Source organism: Citrobacter freundii complex sp. CFNIH2 (assembly GCF_002880615.1).
Classification (GTDB): Bacteria; Pseudomonadota; Gammaproteobacteria; order Enterobacterales; family Enterobacteriaceae; genus Citrobacter_A; species Citrobacter_A amalonaticus_F.
This window is the reverse complement of sequence record NZ_CP025757.1, coordinates 4,136,147-4,155,597: the sequence shown is the minus strand read 5'-3', so window position 1 is coordinate 4,155,597 and position 19,451 is coordinate 4,136,147. Positions and strand designations below refer to the sequence as shown.

Sequence of the window (19,451 nt, the reverse complement as noted above, 5' to 3'; positions counted from 1 at the left end):
GCCTGGTCAGGCCGGGTAATGCGCTTATAAAGGCTGAGCGTGCAGACGCTGGCGCTGCACGCTCGCCGCATCCAGACAATTCAATGCCCCCGTCGGGCAAGCCTCCACGCAGGCAGGTCCGGTATCGCGATGCCAACAGAGATCGCACTTCACCGCCTGTACGCGCGAGGTTTGCGCAACAACGTTCATTGCGCCGAACGGGCACGCCAGCATGCAGCTTTTACAACCAATACAGCGCGCCTGCTCAACAAAAATGTGTCCACGATCGCGACGAATGGCCTGTGTCGGGCAAACATTGGCGCACGGCGCATCTTCACACTGATGACAGGCTACGGCGGTGGTAAAGGTATTTTCCTTAATAACCCGGATGCGCGAGACAAAGTGTCCTGCTGACACCGCAGCGCAGTCCTGATTCTCCTGATGCGAGACCACACAGGCGACTTCACAGGTACGACAGCCAATACACTTAGTCGCATCCGCCATGATAAACCGGTTCATTGCACCCTCCCCCGCCATAAAACCACAGAGTGCCAGAGAGAATGGCGCGGCTGCCTTGATCAAACAGGGGAAATGGTCGAATTTTGTCAGATGCCAGAAGCGTTCAGGGGATTCGCCTTATCCTTACGGGCGATTTTCTGCCTGAGGCATAAAAAAAACCCTGGGCGTTGACGTCCAGGGGGAATAATCCGCAGGCGACATCACGCTGCGGAATAAGCTGGCACCCGATTGAGTGATACCTATATTTGATAATCTGCCTCATCGACCACACTGTAGAGCGGTTGAATATTATCCAGTGCCAGTATGTACCCGCTTCCTTTTACGCTAACGATGGAATGCTGAGGTAATCCCAGCAAATATAATTTGTTGTTGAGATTTTTAACCATCGTAGACAAACGCTGTGTGGAAGCACTTAATTCATTTTTTTCCCAGACGTTGACGAGTAACTCATCTTTTGAAACATAATGGGTCCTGGCGTTCAGTAAAAGATAAACAAACAAGCGTAGCATCGTGCGGTTAAAAAATACGCCACCAAATGCAATTACACTGTCCATTTTATTTACCGGAAGCCTGAAAATTCTCGACTCATTGATGTCAAAAAATATTTCCCGACCTATCATAAATCCATGTAACTGGTATTCCATCATTACATACTCACGTTTTACTGAACTATCGATAGCTAAACATGTGTAAGTCCTTGTAGATATTGTCTTACGCAAGTTTAAAAAAAATAGAGTTAATTTCAATAGATACCTGAAGCGTTCATTTTAATCTCGCCGCAAGCAAAGTGCAGACTGAATACCTAAAGGATAAATCCAGGCGCTGTTAAATAACCTCTAAAAACAAATTATCAGAGTGTTACTCTATTTCAGTATGAATATTCGACAACGCAAGTTAAACGGGCATATTTATCACAAATTACAGCTTAATATGCTGCATGGATCAATAATGCGTCATGGAGAGGGAAAGTGACTCCCGGCAACAGGCCGTTCCGGGACAATTATCATTACAGTGTAGTTCTCTTACCAGAATAGCGGTAGAAATATGCCGAACGGCGGCAGACCTGTGGATTGCACAATTCCAGGCCGGGACAATGGCCGCTGTCCGGCAATTCTTCTCATACCTTTAGAAGCGCCAGCTCACGCCTGACATAAACGTGAAGCTGTCATCACGGTCGATCATCGGGCTGTCTTTGATTTCATCCGGCAGCACGCTATAAGCCGCGCTCGCCGTCAGAACAATGTTGTCAGTGACGGGATATTTTGCGGTCAGGCTGACGTAAGGAACCCAACTGTCCTGTGCGGAATAGCGGTCCAGGCCGCTGCGGCGGGATTCACTTCCTGACACACCGTAATAGTAATCGTTGAAATTTTCATCGTAGTAGAGCACGCCAACGGACGGGATCAGAGCAAGCTGGCCGACAGGAATTTTACGGAACAGTGACAATTCCCCCATCCAGCCATTGTTGTTATCCAGAACATCAGCGGCCGCTGAAACTTTCACGCTGCCCCAATTCTCATGGTGATACCATGCCGCGCCCGCCATCATCGTGCTATCACGCTTGTCGAGCTTTTTCATGGCATGGTCGTCGTTATCGGAAGGATCAAATTCCAACGGCATCCAGGAAGCGGTCAGGCTAAATTCATTTTGTTCACTTTTAGACAAAATGTAGCCCAGCGTGGTCTGCCGGACATAGAATGACTCGCCTTCATAACTAATGAGGGGAATAGCATGGGTATTTTCATTATACCCGCGATAAGGAGATTCATTATATATCGCACCCGCACCGATGGATAATTCCGAAGCAGATGCACTGGCGATAAAGGAGAAAGCAAATAGTGCCACTATATTGCGTTTAATTAACATGCCCGACATTCCATTTAAAATAAGCCACAAAGCGTCGGAATAATAATGCTTACAAATTCTTCGGTGCAAGGCACATATTTATATAGTAATATATAAAAACTTATATATATTGGGCTGCTGCGATGAATAAATTACAACTCAAGCATCGGGAATTAAAGATCATCTCGGTCATTGCCGCCAGTGAAAACATCAGTCATGCCGCGACTGTTCTCGGCATCGCCCAGGCCAACGTCAGCAAATATCTTGCTGATTTTGAATCAAAAGTCGGCCTTAAGGTTTTTGACCGGACGACCCGGCAGCTGACGCTGACTCCTTTTGGCGCGGCGCTTCTGCCCTACATTAATGATATGCTCGACCGAAACGCGCAGCTAAATCATTTCATTGCTGATTATAAACACGAAAAGCGAGGGCGAGTAACGGTGTACGCGCCGACAGGCATCATCGCTTACTTATCGAAACAGGTTATCGCCAGAATTAAAGATATTGGCGACATCTCTTTGTCGCTGAAAACCTGCAACCTTGAGCCAAAAGCCTTTTATGAAGGCGTCGAGTTTCCTGACGACTGTGACGTGTTAATCACCTATGCCCACCCGAAAGATGAATCGCTGGTTGCCAGTTTTATTACCAAATACGCAGTGACGGCCTTTGCCAGCCCAACTTACCTTGAAAAGCACCCACTACGTCGACCTGAAGACCTTGAGCATCACTCCTGCATTCTGATCGATTCCATGATGATTGACGACGCCAACATCTGGCGCTTCAACAGCGCCGGCAGTAAAGAAATGCGGGATTATCGCGTGACGGGGAATTACGTTTGTGACAATACCCAGTCGGCGCTGGAACTGGCGCGTAACCATCTGGGCATCGTGTTTGCGCCAAACGAAAGCGTGCAAAACGATCTGAAGGCCGGAACGCTGGTTCCTTGCTTTTCAGAACAGCACGAGTGGTGGCTGGACCTGGTCGCGATCTTCCGCAAGCGGGAGTACCAGCCCTGGCGAGTTCAGTATGTACTGGATGAAATGCTACGTGAAATCCGCAACCAGCTTGCCCGGACGCAACTGCTGCGTCCTGAGCAACCCTCAGTCAACGATAATTAATGATCGAGATAGAGGTAATGTACCCAACTGGTCATGCGTAACAATACCTTACGCATGACTGAGACATGGCTGAAATGGTCAGAGTAGACCGCCACCTGCGCATAGATCCCATCCGGTAAGGCACTTAAATCAGCATGATCGTTCAACTCGATCGTGGCAATAACACCTTCCGACCCCGGTACCGTATTCAACGACTGTAACGTCCCGGTAGACTGGTACGTCCCGCCAGGTACCGCCGGACTGATGGCAGCCAACTTACCGCTGAATACCTTGCCTGGCAGGGCATTGAATACCACTTCCGCTTCATCGCCGGGTTCCAGTCGCAGCAACGAGTTCTGGCGGAATTGCGCAACAATTTGCCGCTTCTGAGCAGGAATAAATACCATCACCGGGCGCAGAGGCAACGAGGCGGCATAGGTTCCCGGACGAATCAGCACCTGGGTTACATAGCCATCGCTCGGCGCGCGAACAACAGTCTGCTCAAGGTTATATTCCGCTTCGGCCAATTGCGCTTTCAGACTGGCAATTTGCGAGTGCTCTCCCAACACCAGACTGTCTAACTGACTTTGAATCTGCTGTTGCTCCGCCGCTGACGATTTCACCGAAGCCTCTTGCGCCAGGTAGTTCTGCCGTGCGACGTCAATGTCGCGCTCAGAGAACGGATTCACCTTCGCCTGGCTCCCTTGCGCATAGCGCTGATACTCTTTCGCGAACTTGTCTCGCGTGGCTTTTGCCTGCTGCGTATTAGCGGCCATTTCATCCAGTTCGGCGCCCAGCGCATGCTGCTTATATTGCGCCGTCACAATATCCGCCAGCAGACGATCCACCCTGGCCTGATAGCGCGTGGGATCAAGCCGGAACAGCACTTCACCTTTTTTAATCAGCGTATTTTTCTTATCCGTCACTTCAATTACTACACCGGTGACCTGCGGAACAACAGGAATAGACACCACCGCTTTTTGCGCTTTAAACGTATAGGGGTGGTTGTAATTCATTAATAAAATTAAACCGCTGACAATAAATATGCCGCCCAACGCCGCCGTCGGTATCGTCCATTTATTAACGGGAATTTTAAAGATCTTAAAAATCGCCCATGCGAAAGCCACATAGGTCAGGATAATCAGTAAATCCATAATTAATACTCACCAGAGGAGGATTTCAGGTCAGCCAGTTGTTTTTCCAACCCGGCAATGCGCTCCTGGAGTTGTATAACGCCAGATTCAGGATTTTGCATTCCCCACCCGCGTTCCGGACGATAGAGCGTGGCCCAAATCCACAAGAAAGGCCAGATAACATGTAATGTAAACAAACTCACCCACCCCGCAACATGAATAGCATCGGCATGAGGATGATTGCGTTTTTTCGCAATTAAATAGGGAATATCATGTAAAATAATAATCCCGTAGAAAATGACGAGGAATACAAAAACCAGCACTCCAAGCGCAAAATAATCGAGAAACATATTCCTCCCAGAGAATAGAATCAAAAAGAAAAAAGAGTTTAAGAATGATAGTGGAATGACCAGATGTCCTGCAATTCTCATATTTATATATCAACATATGCTTTTTTATATACAGTACGTTTTTTAGTATGTTGTTTTTTATGCACGTCGCAGTTTATTATGTTTTAACATCAATACAAGGGAACAAAAATGAACAACGCGGAAACCTCATCCACCGTCAGCCTTAAGCGCATCAAAGCGGCCACTATTTACCGTTTATTACTTATTGGCCTTGGTATCCCAATGATATCTTTCAGTTTTATTTGTGGCGTTTTGAGTCTCTTCGGCTTCGACCTGGTGAAATGGAACGATCAACCCGTGCATGGTGTACTGGCGATTCCTGCCGCACTGTTCAGCGGTGTGTTTATCACCGTACTGTTCACCGTTTTCATCGGGTCGATTGCTTGCCTGGGACTGTGGGTCTACAGCCGTTTCCGTCCGTTACAGGTTAAGGTGATGGATTAATCGTTATGCCCGATAAGCAAAGCGCCATCGGGCATAACGCGGTCAGTTAAAAGAGTCCCAGCGGTTTATCGGAGTAGCTCACCAGTAAACATTTTGTCTGCTGATAGTGCTCCAGCATCATCTTGTGAGTTTCTCGGCCGATCCCCGACTGCTTGTAGCCGCCAAAGGCCGCATGAGCCGGGTAAGCATGGTAGCAGTTGGTCCACACGCGTCCTGCCTGAATACCGCGTCCCATTTTATACGCCAGGTTACCGTTACGACTCCAGACGCCCGCACCGAGGCCGTACTGGGTGTCGTTGGCTAGCTCCAGCGCCTCGTCCATTGTTTTGAACGTAGTCACCGCCAGTACCGGGCCAAAGATCTCCTCCTGGAACACGCGCATATTATTCTTACCAAACAGGATGGTCGGCTCGAGGTAATAGCCGTCTTTCAGTTCACCTTCAAGCTGCTTACGCCGCCCGCCGGTCAGGACATCCGCCCCTTCTTTCTTACCGATATCAATGTAATTCAGAATAGTTTCCATCTGCCCATGAGAGACCTGCGCCCCCATTTGCGTCACGCTGTCCAGCGGGTTCCCGCTGCGGATACTTTCTACCCGGCGAATGGCGCGCTCCATAAAGCGTTCGTAGATGGATTCCTGCACCAGCGCGCGACTCGGACAAGTACACACCTCGCCCTGGTTAAAGGCAAAGAGCGCAAAACCTTCCAGCGCCTTATCGAAAAAGGCATCCTCTTCGTCCATCACGTCGGCGAAGAAAATGTTCGGTGATTTCCCGCCCAGCTCCAGAGTGACCGGGATGATATTCTGCGTGGCGTATTGCATGATCTGCTGCCCGACTTCCGTCGAGCCGGTGAATGCCACTTTGGCAATGCGCTTCGAGGTTGCCAGATACTCGCCAATCTCACCACCCGCGCCGTTCACTACGTTCACCACGCCAGGCGGGAGGAGATCGCCAATCACTTCCATCAGCAGTAAAACGGACAGCGGCGTCAGGCGCGCAGGTTTAAGCACTACGCAGTTTCCTGCCGCCAGTGCGGGCGCCATTTTCCAGCTCGCCATCAATAAGGGGAAGTTCCACGGGATAATTTGTCCGACCACGCCGAGCGGTTCGTGGAAGTGATAAGCCACGGTGTCGCTATCCACTTCACTGATCCCGCCCTCCTGGGCGCGAATACAGGAGGCGAAATAGCGGAAATGGTCGATTGCCAACGGGACATCCGCCGCGCTGGTTTCACGGATCGGCTTACCGTTATCCCAGGTTTCTGCCGTCGCCAGCAGTTCGAGGTTCTGCTCCATACGGTCGGCAATCTTGAACAGAATCGCTGCCCGATCCTGAACAGAAGTATGTGCCCACTGATCTTTCACCTTGTGGGCCGCGTCGAGCGCCAGGTCAATGTCCCTTTTACCGGAAGAAGCCACTTCGCATAACAGTTGCCCGGTAACGGGCGTCAGGTTCTGGTAATACTCGCCGTCACTCGGGGCAACCCAGTCACCACCGATAAAGTTATCGTAACGGGCCTTTAACTTCAGGGGAAAACCATACTCGCCGGGCTGAATACGGGGGGGATTATTAGTCATGATCGTCTCCTTGTTCCAGGGGTATAACAAGGGTAGTCTGCGCTGGCGATTTTCTCGCCAGGGTGTGACAGCTTTACGACTACGGTCACGTTATCTGTAAGGCTATTTCAAGGAGTGAAACATCTCGGTGTTGATGTGCGGTTTGTTGTCGATTACGCCGTGGCGGTGGGGTGACGTGATCAGCTTATCGGAGGATATTATCTGGCCTGCAAATCCCGTCCGATCGGCAAGCCAGAGTGTCAGGTAAACGAATTACATCGCCGCGCGATAGATTGCCATAATCTCGTCGTGCGTGGCCTGGATTGGGTTGGTCAGACCGCAGGCATCTTTCAATGCATTGGCCGCCAGCACCGGAATATCTTCTTCTTTCACGCCCAGATCGCGCAGGCCCGCCGGGATATTCACCTGCCGCGCCAGGGTGCGGATCGCATTGATACAGGCTTCGGCACCTTCGGCGTCGGTCATCCCCGCGATATGCACGCCCATTGCTGCCGCGCAGTCACGCAGACGCGCTGCGACCACCTGGCTGTTGAACACCTGAACGTGCGGCAGCAGGACGGCATTACACACGCCGTGCGGCAGGTCATAGAAACCGCCTAACTGGTGCGCCATCGCGTGGACATAGCCTAATGACGCGTTATTGAAGGCCATCCCCGCCAGGAACTGCGCATAAGCCATCGCTTCACGCGCATGCACATTGCCGCCTGATTCCACGGCGATGCTCAGATTGTCAGAAATCATGGTTACGGCTTTCAGCGCGCAGGCATCGGTGATCGGCGTGGCGGCCACAGAGACATAGGCTTCAATCGCATGGGTCAGCGCATCCATGCCGGTCGCCGCCGTCAGCGATTTTGGCATGCCGATCATCAGTGAAGAGTCATTCACCGAAAGCAACGGCGTGACGTGTTTATCCACAATCGCCATTTTGATGTGACGATCGACGTCAGTGATGATGCAGAAACGCGTCATTTCAGACGCCGTCCCTGCCGTGGTGTTAATCGCAATCATCGGCAACTGCGGTTTTGCCGAGCGATCAACGCCTTCATAATCGCGAATATCTCCCCCATTCGCGGCCACCAGCGCAATCCCTTTGGCACAGTCATGTGGAGAACCGCCGCCCAGTGAAATAACGCTGTCACAGTCATTATCTTTCAGGATTTTCAGGCCGTCAGCGACATTTATCGTCGTCGGATTAGGATGCGTGCCATCAAATATAACGCTGAAAATATCCTGTTCCTGCAATGCTTTTTGAATATCACCCGCCATGCCTAATTTCGTCAGCACACTGTCCGTGACAATTAACGTCCGACGAAAACCATATTCCGCCATAGCATTCATTGCATCTTTTAATGAATCAGCCCCTATTATATTCACAGAGGGAATATAAAATGTTGAAGCAGCCATATGCTCAATCCTTAATAGTTTCAGAAGGGGTTGCAGCATACGAACGAATCACAGGAGAAAATATGATCACAGTGGTCATTTATTTAATGAAAAAATAAAAGAGCACATTAGGCTACAAATTAATGGGCTCTTTTCGTTTCAAACTATTTATTGTATCAATTCATTTTTATTTTAAATAAATTGTACTATTCCTTTGCCGGAAATAATAACGCATCACGTAACAAATGATCGTTTCCACGGCGACGCGTAAAACCAATCCGGTCAAAATATTCCAGAATCTGAATCGCCAGCTTTCGCCCTACGCCTAACCGATCGCGAAAATCCGCAGCGCAGGTTGAGCCTTTTTCCTGATCCAGTTCGCGGATCATGCTGGCGAAAGCCACAATGCGATCGTTGCGGTAATAACGATCTTTTACGATCGCCGTAATCATCCCTTGCTGCGCGGCCTGCCGCAACACCAGACGCATGGTCTGCTCCTCGGTCGCGGTTTCACGAGCAAGATCGCGGACCCACCAGGGCTCGTCACCAAATAACGGCGCGGCCTTAAGCCAGGTAGCCTGCTGTTCGTCAGTAAATCCGGCCTTGTGATCCGGCAGATGCAACCAGCCATGGTGGCTGTGAATATCGCCACTGTCGCGCATTTGTTCAATCAACAACAGCACCAGCGCTTCATCTTCCATCGGCAGCGCCATACGGCGCAGGCGTTCGCGCCCCGGACCTGGCTCATCGCGATGTTGTTCATGGTAAGTCGCCAGCGTGTCGAGAATTTTGCGCTGCCAGCGCGCGGCAACTTCCGCATTCAGCAAGCTGTAGCCTGCCTGAATAAATCCATGCTGGTGAATAAGCGAACGCATACCGTCGCCATTTAACTGGCGCGCCCACGCAAAGTCGGGCAGATTGACCGCCCCGCGTTGCAGGTGTACAGCCAGCGCGGCACCGTCATCTTTCGCCGCCGCCAGCGACGCCAGCCATTGCAGATACTCTGGTTTACGTTTACCGCGACGTGGCGGATTAAGTGCAACCACCCGCGCCCCGGCAAGCGTCGCGCGCGCGGAGATATCCCGCAGCACCAGACGGTCGTTATCGGCCAGCAGCAGGGGCGTATCAAACACCAGTTCCGCCAGGTTATCTTCCAGCAGCGATACCCGCCCGGTCACATGACTCGCCGCATGGTGAATATGTAGCGGCTGCCACTGCGTAAGCGGAACATGGCTTTCCAGCGCGACAATCACCCGCGTGAACGGCTCAGGCGGGGCGTCTGAAAGCAGCCAGTCACCCCGGTTAAGCTGCTCTTTTTCAGCATCGCCGACGATATTCAGCGCGATGCGCTGCCCGGCATGAGCATACTCACTCGCCTGGTTTTGCGCGTGAAGTCCGCGCACGCGCACTGATGCGTTCACGCCGGTCAGCCACAGCGTATCCCCGACATTCACTTCACCGCTCAGCGCGGTGCCGGTCACTACCAGCCCGGCGCCTTTTACGGTAAAGGCACGGTCGATAGCCAGTCTGAACGACTGATCCCGAGCGTGTTCGCGGGCGGGCAGTTGCTGCAAATGTTCGCGTAACACCTCAATCCCGCGGCCTTCATTCGCGGCCGTCACAAATAGCGTCGCCTGCGAAAAGCCATACTCGCGCAGGACATCCTCCACCTGCTGTTGAACCTCCTGCACCCGCGTATCATCCACACGGTCGGCTTTGGTCAGCGCTACCGTCAGCGTTGGATTCCCGGTCAATTGCAGAATCGCCAGGTGTTCGCGCGTTTGCGCCATTACGCCATCGTCGCAGGCCACCACCAGCAACGCATGATCGATTCCGCCCACGCCCGCCAGCATGTTTGAGAGAAACTTCTCGTGACCGGGAACATCGATAAAGCCCAGCACGCGCCCGTCCGGCTGCGGCCAGTAGGCATAGCCCAGGTCGATGGTCATGCCGCGTTTTTTCTCTTCCGGCAGGCGATCGGCATTCACGCCGGTAATGGCCTGCAGCAGCGTCGTTTTCCCGTGGTCGACATGTCCGGCGGTCGCAATAATCATTTCAACAACATCTCCATAAACCGGGTCTCATCTTCAAGACAGCGTAAATCCAGCCACAGTCGGCCCTCGTAAATCCGGCCGATAACCGGAACCGGTAGCTCACGCCAGCGGGTCGCCAGGGCTTCAAGACGGCTTCCACGGCCGTCGTGCGGTGTAAAGGTTAATGCCGCGCTGGGGAGCCGATCAACCGGCAAAGAGCCACTGCCGATTTGCGACAGGCAGGGCTGTACGCTCACCGCAAACTCCGCGCCATAGTGCGCGGCCAGCGGCGCCAGCAGCCGCTCCGCCTGAGACTGAATCGCCTCTTTGCGTCGGGTCAACAGGCGCAGCGTCGGCAGTTTTTCAACCAGCGCTTCCGGGTGGAGATACAGACGCAATGTCGCTTCCAGCGCGGCAAGGGTCATTTTATCCGCACGCAGCGCACGTTTAAGCGGATGACGCTGCAATTGTGCAATCATCTCTTTCTTACCGACGATGATCCCAGCCTGCGGACCGCCCAACAGCTTGTCGCCCGAGAAGCTCACCAGGCTGACACCCGCAGCAATCAACTGCTGCGGCATTGGCTCTTTCGGCAGGCCGTACTGGCTCAAATCAATCAGCGAACCACTGCCGAGATCGGCCACCACCGGGATATCCAGCGCCTGGCCAATCTGAACCAGTTCCGTTTCATCAACAGAGTGGGTAAAGCCTTCGATGCTGTAATTACTGGTATGCACCTTCATCAGCAGGCTGGTGTTTTCATTCACCGCCTGACGATAGTCATCGGCATGCGTCCGGTTAGTGGTTCCCACTTCATGTAGCGTACACCCGGCCTGACGCATCACATCCGGGATACGGAACGCGCCGCCAATCTCCACCAGTTCACCACGAGATACCACAACCTCTTTACCGGCAGCGGTGGCGGCCAGCATCAGCAGCACCGCCGCCGCGTTGTTATTCACAATACAGGCATCTTCCGCGCCGGTGATACGGCGCAGCAATTCCGCCAGCGCACGGTCGCGATGCCCACGCCCCGCACCGTCCAGATCATACTCCAGCGTCACCGGCGAGCGCATGGCCTGCGCGACAGCCGCGACGGCCTCTTCGGCCTGTAAGGCGCGCCCCAGATTCGTATGCAACACCGTGCCCGTCAGGTTAATAACCGGACGCAGCGCACTCTGGGCCTCTTTTTCCAGCCGAAGGTTCACCTCCTGCGCCCAGTCTTCACACCACGCTGGCAACGCCTGCGTGTCGCGTATCACCTCTCTTGCTTCATCAAGCAGTTGACGAAGCAGATCAACGACACGGGTATGCCCGTGAGTCTCACGCAGGGTAAGAAATTCACTTTCACGCAATAAGCGATCAATGGCGGGAAGCTGACTGTAGAGCGAACGGGTTTCGGTCGTCATGAAAAGGCCTGGCTGCTGGTGACCCTCCCCACAACGGAGAGGGATATCGACATAGAGGGGATTGTAACGTGAGATTGCCCGGACGGACAGAATATGAATCAAGCCTTTGGGGGTTCAGTGCGGGCAAAACTCTCGCGCTGGAACAATGTCTCCACCAGCTTGACCAGGTGAGGTCGGCTCACGCACCAGCCCGGTGAGACGCGGCGGAAGTTGAGATAGCCCACCGCGCAGGCAATGGCGATGGTCGCCAGATCGACGGTGTCAGGTTTAATCGTCCCGTCCACCAGGTACCCTTCCAGCGCATCCAGACTGCGGTTGATTTTCTCGCGCTGGCGCAACAGTTCGGTTTCCGATTGCTGCGCGGCGGGACGCGCCTGTTCGCGCACTGACACCAGACCGGCGTCCATAATCCCATCGGCCAGCGCCTCAAGCTGTCGGACTTTCAGCGAGGCCTTCGATTCACGCGGTAGCATCGCTGGCGCAATATCCAGCAGTTCAATGTATTCGGCGATAATCGGCGAATCGAACCAGTACTCGCCATCGTCAGTCACCAGCGCCGGTACTTTACCTAACGGATTGTACTGCGCCACGCCGTTTTCCGCGTTGTAGGGCAGTTCATTAACAAATTCGAACGTGATGCCTTTTTCCAGCAGCAGGATCGAAATCTTTCGTACAAACGGGCTGGTGTAGCTACCAATGAGTTTCATGATCAGTCCTTTTCGCCAACACAAAACAATGAGTATGGCGCACACGGCGGGAAAAGGCAGGTGACGGCGCTCTCAATGATCCAAATAAAGGTAGTGCATCCAACTGGTCATGCGCAGTAACACCTTGCGCATAACCGAAACATGGGCGAAATGGTCGGAATAAACGGCCACTTGCGCGTAGATGCCGTCAGGCAACGCATCCACATCGGCATTCGGGTCCAGTTCAATCGTCGCCAGGACGCCATCGGTCCCGGGCACCACCGTCAGAGACTGTAATGCCCCCTGCGCCTGATACGAACCGCCCGGCACCACGGGCAATATGCTGGTCAACTTGCCGTGAAAAACCTGTCCGGGCAGCGCGTTGAACACCACCTCCGCGTCGTCACCAGGTTCAAGGCGAAGCAGCGAGTTCTGCCGGAACTGGGCGACAATCTGTCGTTTTTGTTCCGGGATAAAGACCATCACCGGACGCAGCGGCAGCGCAGCAGCGTAGGTACCAGGTCGGATCAGTACCTGGGTGACATAGCCGTTGCTGGGAGCGCGAATAATGGTCTGATCAAGATTATATTTGGCCTCTGTCAGTTGCGCCCGCAGGCTGACAATCTGCGATTGTTCGCCGTTAACCATGCTGTCTAACTGGCTTTGAATTTGCGCCTGCTCAGCCACTGACCCTTTCACCAGCGCATCCTGCGCCAGATAGTTTTGCCGCGCCGTATCAATATCGCTTTCTGAGAAGGGATTCACCTTTGCCTGACTGCCCTTCAGGTAACGCTGATAATCTTTGTACAACCGATCACGCTCCGCAGAGACCCGCGTCGTATTGGCCTGCGCTTCGGCCAGTTGGGCCTTGAGCGTCTGGATATTGTGCGTTGCGGTCACCAGATCGGCCTGTAGCCTGTCCACGCGCGCCTGATAGCGAACCGGGTCGAGTTTAAACAGCACTTCCCCCTTTTTAATCAGTTGGTTATTTTTATCCGTCACCTCGCTGACAATTCCGGTAACCTGCGGCGTAATGGGAATAGAAATAACGGCTTTTTGCGCAGTAAAGGTGTACGGGTGGTTATAATTCATTAACAGGATCAGGCCGCTGACCAGAAATACGCCGCCTAAAGCCGCCGTCGCCAGCGTCCATTGATTGACCGGAATGCGGAATATTTTGAATACTGCCCACGCCAGCGCTACGTAGGTTAATACAATCAACAGATCCATGATTAAATCTCCGGAAACGTCGTATTGTCAGCCGTTTTTACTTCGGCCAGTTTTTTCTCGAGTTGTGTAATACGCGCGGATAACGCGGCAATTTCAGGATCGGGCTCTTGTCCCGGCGGCGTGGTGTGATTATGCATTCCCCAGCCGCGTTCCGGTTGGTAGAGGGTTGCCCAAATCCACAAAAACGGCCAGATCACATGGAGCGTAAACAGGCTCACCCAGCCTGCGGTATGAATAGCATCGGCATGCGGGTGGTTGCGTTTCTTCGCAATTAAATAGGGGATATCATGGATGGCAATCACGCCGTAAAAGATCACCAGAAAGACAAAGATCAGCACACCCAACGCGAAATAATTTAGAAACATATCCGCCTCGACTTCACGCCCATTTGAGTTTTTATTGCAGGCAGCCGAATGCAATTTGGCTGATGATTTGAACATAATTGGAGTTATGCATTTTCGCCATCACGCCAAAGACTATTTTTCGCGCCAGATGGTTACTTAATGACATCAGGCCATGTGACGACGAGAGGAATCTGCCCAGGATCACATCGGGACAAATCCGGATGACGATTTCTTGTGATTCAGATCACAAACATTCAACAAACAGGCAAATATAAAACGTGAGCCATATCACAAATTTATGCCATTAATGGTTTATAACGGCGGTTTGTTGTTTTTTTACACAGTCATTTTGTGATTAACATCACATCAATTACCTCCCTACCCCCTATATTTATGTGACACAAATCACATTAAAGGTCGCTGACTGGACAGCTTAACGATTCAGTGCCAGATTTCGCAATATATCTACAGGGTCCGGCTACCTCTGCCGCTACATTAACAAAACCTCGGGCTTCCAGCCTGCGCGACAGCAAACATAAGAAGGGGTGTTTTTATGTCATCCGATATTAAGATCAAGGTGCAAAGCTTTGGTCGATTCCTCAGCAATATGGTGATGCCAAATATCGGCGCGTTTATCGCGTGGGGTATTATCACCGCACTATTTATTCCGACAGGGTGGTTGCCAAACGAAACGCTGGCGAAGCTGGTCGGCCCAATGATCACCTATCTCCTGCCGCTGCTGATCGGTTATACCGGCGGTAGACTGGTGGGTGGCGAACGCGGCGGCGTGGTGGGTGCAATCACCACCATGGGCGTTATCGTCGGCGCAGACATGCCGATGTTCCTCGGTGCGATGATCGCCGGTCCTCTGGGCGGCTGGGCAATCAAACATTTCGATGGTTGGGTAGACGGTAAGATCAAATCCGGTTTTGAGATGCTGGTGAATAACTTCTCCGCTGGCATCATCGGTATGATCCTCGCCATTCTGGCATTCCTCGGCATTGGTCCAGCAGTTGAAGTTCTGTCGAAAGTGTTGGCTGCAGGCGTTAACTTCATGGTTGTCCATGACATGCTGCCGCTGGCGTCTATCTTCGTTGAACCGGCGAAAATCCTGTTCCTGAACAACGCCATCAACCACGGTATCTTCTCACCTCTGGGCATTCAGCAGTCCCATGAGTTGGGTAAATCCATCTTCTTCCTGATTGAAGCCAACCCGGGTCCGGGGATGGGTGTTCTGCTGGCGTACATGTTCTTTGGTCGCGGTAGCGCTAAACAGTCTGCAGGCGGTGCGGCAATCATCCACTTCCTGGGCGGTATCCACGAAATTTACTTCCCGTATGTGCTGATGAACCCGCGTCTGATCCTCGCCGTTATCCTCGGCGGTATGACTGGCGTGTTTACGCTGACTATCCTGAACGGCGGTCTGGTTTCTCCGGCGTCTCCGGGTTCTATCCTGGCTGTGCTGGCGATGACGCCGAAAGGCGCCTACTTCGCTAACATCGCGGCAATCTGTGCGGCAATGGCGGTCTCCTTCGTTGTCTCTGCCATTCTGCTGAAAACCAGCAAAGTGAAAGAAGATGATGACATTGAAGCGGCGACCCGCCGTATGCATGACATGAAAGCAGAATCCAAAGGCGGTACTCCGCTGTCTGCTGGCGATGTCACCAACGACCTGAGCCACGTGCGTAAAATCATCGTTGCCTGTGATGCTGGTATGGGTTCCAGCGCAATGGGCGCCGGCGTACTGCGTAAGAAAGTGCAGGATGCAGGTCTGAGCCAGATCTCGGTCACCAACAGCGCGATTAACAACCTGCCATCGGATGTTGACCTGGTCATCACCCACCGCGATCTCACCGAACGTGCGATGCGTCAGGTACCGCAGGCGCAGCATATTTCGCTGACCAACTTCCTCGACAGCGGCCTGTACTCCAGCCTGACCGAGCGTCTGGTTGCCGCGCAGCGCCACACTGACAATGAAGTCAAAGTCCGCGACAGCCTGAAAGACAGCTTTGATGAAGGGGATAACAACCTGTTCAAACTGGGTGCGGAGAATATCTTCCTCGGACGTACGGCAACGACCAAAGAAGAAGCGATTCGCTTCGCTGGTGAGCAACTGGTGAAAGGCGGTTACGTTGAGCCAGAATATGTCGATGCGATGCTGGAACGTGAGAAACTGACCCCAACCTATCTGGGTGAGTCTATCGCCGTTCCGCACGGTACAGTTGAAGCGAAAGACCGCGTACTGAAAACCGGCGTCGTGTTCTGCCAGTACCCACAAGGCGTTCGCTTCGGTGAAGAAGAAGACGACATCGCCCGTCTGGTGATCGGTATCGCCGCTCGCAACAACGAGCACATTCAAGTGATTACCAGCCTGACCAACGCGCTGGATGACGAATCCGTCATCGAACGCCTGGCTAACACCACCAGCGTGGATGAAGTGCTGGCGCTGTTGGCGGGTCGTAAGTAAACCCCGTGGCCCGATGGCATTACGCTTATCGGGCCGACCCAATCCTCTCCCTTGTGGAGAGGGTTTGGGTGAGGGATCAACAGATTTCCCCTCACCCCAGCCCTCTCGGGTAAAAACATTAATGAAGGTTACTACTATGAAAGCATTACATTTTGGCGCAGGTAATATCGGTCGTGGCTTTATCGGCAAACTGCTGGCGGACGCGGGGATACAACTGACATTCGCTGATGTAAATCAGGTCGTGCTCGACGCCCTGAATGCCCGTCATAGCTACCAGGTTCACGTTGTGGGTGAAAACGAGCAGGTGGATACCGTGACTGGCGTCAACGCGGTAAGCAGCATTGGCGATGACGTTGTTGAGCTGATCGCGCAGGTTGACCTGGTCACCACAGCCGTTGGCCCGGTCGTGCTGGAGCGCATCGCTCCGGCCATCGCCAAAGGCCTGGTCAAACGCAAAGCGCAAGGGATCACCACCCCGCTGAACATCATCGCCTGTGAAAACATGGTACGAGGCACCACTCAACTGAAAGGCCATGTGCTGAATGCATTGGCTGAAGACGACAAAGCCTGGGTTGAAGCCCATGTCGGCTTCGTGGATTCCGCCGTTGACCGCATCGTGCCGCCGTCAGCTTCTGCGACCCACGATCCGCTGGAAGTGACTGTCGAAACCTTCAGCGAGTGGATCGTTGACCAGACCCAGTTCAAAGGCGAGCTGCCGAACATCCCGGGAATGGAATTAACTGATAACCTGATGGCATTTGTCGAACGTAAACTCTTCACGCTGAACACCGGGCATGCTATAACCGCGTACCTCGGAAAATTGACCGGTCATCAGACCATCCGCGACGCGATTCTCGACGAGAAAATCCGCGCTGTGGTCAAAGGGGCGATGGAAGAGAGCGGCGCGGTGCTGATCAAACGCTACGGTTTTGATGCCGACAAACATGCGGCATACATTCAGAAAATCCTCGGTCGTTTTGAAAACCCGTATCTGAAAGATGACGTTGAGCGCGTTGGCCGCCAGCCGCTGCGTAAACTGAGCGCGGGTGACCGTTTAATCAAACCGTTGCTGGGTACGCTGGAATACCATCTGCCGCACGCTAACCTGGTCAAAGGGATTGCTGCCGCCATGCACTTCCGTAGCGAAGACGATCCGCAGGCGCAGGAGCTGGCTGCGCTGATCGCCGAGAAAGGCCCACAGGCTGCGCTTGCCCAGATTTCCGGGCTGGATATCAACAGCGATGTCGTTGTCGAGGCCGTTAGCGCATATAACGCAAAGTAATGCTGCAGGAACTGGCGCAGGAGCCCCTGCGCCTGATTAATAGATTGTCAGATATGCAGGCAATAATGGAACAAACCCAGGCCTTTGAAAATCGTGTGCTTGAGCGTCTGAATGCTGGCAAAACCGTACGGAGCTTCCTGATCACCGCCGTGGAGTTACTCACCGAGGCGGTAAACATTCTGGTGCTTCAGGTGTTTCGCAAAGATGACTACGCAGTGAAGTACGCTGTAGAACCGTTACTCGACGGCGACGGACCGCTGGGCGATCTGTCTGTGCGCCTGAAACTGATCTACGGTCTGGGCGTCCTGAGTCGTCCTGAATATGAAGACGCGGAGCTGCTGATGGCGATGCGCGAAGAGATGAATCATGACGGCAATGAGTATGCCTTTACGGATGATGAGATTCTCGGGCCGTTCGGTGAACTGCACTGCGTACTGGCGCTGCCGCCACCGCCGCAGTTTGACGCCGCCGACCCCAGTTTGTACGCCATGCAAATCCAGCGCTACCAGCAAGCGGTGCGCTCGACGATGGTTCTCTCCCTGACTGAGCTGATTTCTAAAATCAGCTTAAAAAAAGCCTTCCAGAAGTAGGCCTCTCCCTGCCTGCTACTCCTTTTCCTGCACGGGTTGATACAGGCGCCGATAATAATTCAGTCGTTGCAGGTACATCTGCGCATTTTCTGCAGGCACTTCGCTCGGAACGTCATCACGCTCAGGCATTTTATTCAGATACTCTTTGAAGGCCTGACTTGAGGCCATAAAATCCACAGCTTTATCAATCAGAAGCGGAACATTCTCGCCTATTTTTGCCATGTTATATCCTCCATGCGTTCCCGTCGGGCTTAAGCGCAACGGTTAATTTTAGTGTAGGATCGTCCGCGTTATGATATTAAGGAAAACGTGCTTAATCCGTCGGCGGCAAATTATCTCTTACATGATCCTGTTATTGTCTAAAATTCTTAATTAATCAGTCCATTAGAAAAATAGTTAGCAAATAAATACTCGCAGCATTTGATTATTATTATCCCATTAGTTGTGAATAAACCCGCTCTGCGCGCATACTATAGGCCATTCACCTTATTTCTATCAGAAGCCATCCCATGAAAGAAGTCGAAAAAAACGAAATCAAACGTCTGAGCGATCGCCTCGACGCTATCCGCCACCAGCAGGCCGATCTGTCCCTGGTTGAAGCCGCCGATAAATACGCTGAGCTGGAAAAAGAGAAAGCCACGCTGGAAGCAGAAATCGCCCGTCTGCGTGACGTTCACAGCCAGAAACTGAGCAAAGAGGCGCAGAAACTGATGAACCTGCCGTACCGTCGTGCGATCACCAAAAAAGAGCAGGCCGATATGGGCAAGCTGAAGAAAAGCGTGCGCGGTCTGGTGGTGGTTCATCCGATGACGGCCTTAGGCCGCGAAATGGGCCTGCAAGAGATGACAGGCTTCGCTAAAACCGAGTTTTGATTTTATACCGGGCAGCACGTCCGCTGTCCGGTCCTTCCTTAATTGGCCCTACCAATCCCCTTCTGTTACGACCACTGGTTCACAATTCATTAATTTAAGCCTACACTGCCGTTGCCAATAAATAACATTTGATTAACTATTCGTTGTCA

Annotated in this window: 19 protein-coding genes; 6 read left to right on the top strand and 13 right to left on the bottom strand. The window is 52.7% G+C overall.

The annotated features are described in order from the left end of the window. Positions 1-24: 24 nt before the first annotated feature. The 3 genes from WM46_RS20410 to WM46_RS20400 form a co-directional block, all read right to left on the bottom strand. Positions 25-498 carry a 4Fe-4S dicluster domain-containing protein gene (locus WM46_RS20410; protein WP_061077959.1) on the bottom strand — a complete coding sequence of 158 codons (474 nt, stop codon included), beginning with the start codon at positions 496-498 and terminating at the stop codon, positions 25-27. Between the two features lie 239 nt (positions 499-737). Then, a complete protein-coding gene (locus tag WM46_RS20405; RefSeq protein ID WP_225622865.1) occupies positions 738-1,145 on the bottom strand; it encodes a transcriptional regulator in 408 nt (135 codons plus the stop codon). A 478-nt stretch (positions 1,146-1,623) separates the two neighbouring features. Next, positions 1,624-2,364 carry a MipA/OmpV family protein gene (locus WM46_RS20400; protein WP_102603157.1) on the bottom strand — a complete coding sequence of 247 codons (741 nt, stop codon included), beginning with the start codon at positions 2,362-2,364 and terminating at the stop codon, positions 1,624-1,626. Between the two features lie 122 nt (positions 2,365-2,486). On the opposite strand from WM46_RS20400, the gene WM46_RS20395 reads away from it, so the two are divergent. Further along, positions 2,487-3,461, top strand: coding sequence for a LysR family transcriptional regulator (locus tag WM46_RS20395; protein ID WP_102603156.1), 975 nt, complete (start codon positions 2,487-2,489; stop codon positions 3,459-3,461). Here WM46_RS20395 and WM46_RS20390 read toward each other — a convergent pair. Together WM46_RS20390 and WM46_RS20385 are read right to left on the bottom strand one after the other, a co-directional pair. Continuing rightward, on the bottom strand, positions 3,458-4,594 hold the full coding sequence (locus tag WM46_RS20390) for an HlyD family secretion protein (protein ID WP_102603155.1): 1,137 nt from the start codon (positions 4,592-4,594) through the stop codon (positions 3,458-3,460). The two genes, WM46_RS20395 and WM46_RS20390, sit on opposite strands and share 4 nt — an antisense overlap. A 2-nt stretch (positions 4,595-4,596) precedes the next feature. After that, positions 4,597-4,923, bottom strand: a complete 327-nt coding sequence (locus tag WM46_RS20385; protein ID WP_102603154.1) for a DUF3302 domain-containing protein — start codon at positions 4,921-4,923, stop codon at positions 4,597-4,599. Positions 4,924-5,112: 189 nt separating this feature from the next. Between WM46_RS20385 and WM46_RS20380 the strand changes: the two genes are divergently transcribed. Beyond that, positions 5,113-5,427, top strand: coding sequence for a hypothetical protein (locus WM46_RS20380; protein WP_061075934.1), 315 nt, complete (start codon positions 5,113-5,115; stop codon positions 5,425-5,427). A 46-nt stretch (positions 5,428-5,473) separates the two neighbouring features. On the opposite strand, the gene aldB is transcribed toward WM46_RS20380, so the two are convergent. The 7 genes from aldB to WM46_RS20345 form a co-directional block, all read right to left on the bottom strand. Further along, complete coding sequence (gene aldB / locus WM46_RS20375) at positions 5,474-7,006, bottom strand: aldehyde dehydrogenase AldB (protein WP_042323250.1); 1,533 nt, start codon at positions 7,004-7,006, stop codon at positions 5,474-5,476. Between the two features lie 252 nt (positions 7,007-7,258). Beyond that, positions 7,259-8,410, bottom strand: a complete 1,152-nt coding sequence (gene yiaY / locus WM46_RS20370; protein ID WP_061075933.1) for an L-threonine dehydrogenase — start codon at positions 8,408-8,410, stop codon at positions 7,259-7,261. Between the two features lie 185 nt (positions 8,411-8,595). Then, the gene (gene selB / locus WM46_RS20365; RefSeq protein WP_102603153.1) at positions 8,596-10,443 is read right to left on the bottom strand and encodes a selenocysteine-specific translation elongation factor; all 1,848 of its coding nucleotides are present in this window, start codon (positions 10,441-10,443) and stop codon (positions 8,596-8,598) included. Continuing rightward, on the bottom strand, positions 10,440-11,831 hold the full coding sequence (selA, locus tag WM46_RS20360; RefSeq protein ID WP_102603152.1) for an L-seryl-tRNA(Sec) selenium transferase: 1,392 nt from the start codon (positions 11,829-11,831) through the stop codon (positions 10,440-10,442). Before selA ends, selB begins: the two co-directional genes overlap by 4 nt. A gap of 98 nt (positions 11,832-11,929) precedes the next feature. After that, positions 11,930-12,538, bottom strand: coding sequence for a glutathione S-transferase (locus WM46_RS20355; protein WP_061075930.1), 609 nt, complete (start codon positions 12,536-12,538; stop codon positions 11,930-11,932). 72 nt (positions 12,539-12,610) lie between these two features. Further along, positions 12,611-13,747 (bottom strand): HlyD family secretion protein, encoded by a 1,137-nt coding sequence (locus WM46_RS20350; protein WP_061075929.1) that lies wholly within the window; start codon positions 13,745-13,747, stop codon positions 12,611-12,613. Between the two features lie 2 nt (positions 13,748-13,749). Beyond that, a complete protein-coding gene (locus WM46_RS20345; RefSeq protein ID WP_061077957.1) occupies positions 13,750-14,112 on the bottom strand; it encodes a DUF3302 domain-containing protein in 363 nt (120 codons plus the stop codon). Between the two features lie 532 nt (positions 14,113-14,644). On the opposite strand from WM46_RS20345, the gene mtlA reads away from it, so the two are divergent. The 3 genes from mtlA to mtlR all read left to right on the top strand — a co-directional run bounded on the left by mtlA (position 14,645) and on the right by mtlR (position 18,430). Next, on the top strand, positions 14,645-16,558 hold the full coding sequence (gene mtlA / locus WM46_RS20340) for a PTS mannitol transporter subunit IICBA (protein WP_102603151.1): 1,914 nt from the start codon (positions 14,645-14,647) through the stop codon (positions 16,556-16,558). Between the two features lie 136 nt (positions 16,559-16,694). After that, entirely contained in the window at positions 16,695-17,840 is a 1,146-nt protein-coding gene (gene mtlD / locus WM46_RS20330) for a mannitol-1-phosphate 5-dehydrogenase (RefSeq protein WP_102603149.1), read from the top strand. Next, positions 17,840-18,430, top strand: a complete 591-nt coding sequence (mtlR, locus tag WM46_RS20325) for a mannitol operon repressor MtlR (protein ID WP_102603148.1) — start codon at positions 17,840-17,842, stop codon at positions 18,428-18,430. Before mtlD ends, mtlR begins: the two co-directional genes overlap by 1 nt. A 15-nt stretch (positions 18,431-18,445) precedes the next feature. Here the strand turns inward: mtlR and WM46_RS20320 are convergent, their stop codons facing one another. After that, the gene (locus tag WM46_RS20320; protein WP_102603147.1) at positions 18,446-18,652 is read right to left on the bottom strand and encodes a hypothetical protein; all 207 of its coding nucleotides are present in this window, start codon (positions 18,650-18,652) and stop codon (positions 18,446-18,448) included. Positions 18,653-18,939: 287 nt separating this feature from the next. Between WM46_RS20320 and WM46_RS20315 the strand changes: the two genes are divergently transcribed. Continuing rightward, positions 18,940-19,302, top strand: coding sequence for a YibL family ribosome-associated protein (locus WM46_RS20315; RefSeq protein WP_061075924.1), 363 nt, complete (start codon positions 18,940-18,942; stop codon positions 19,300-19,302). Positions 19,303-19,451: the final 149 nt, after the last annotated feature.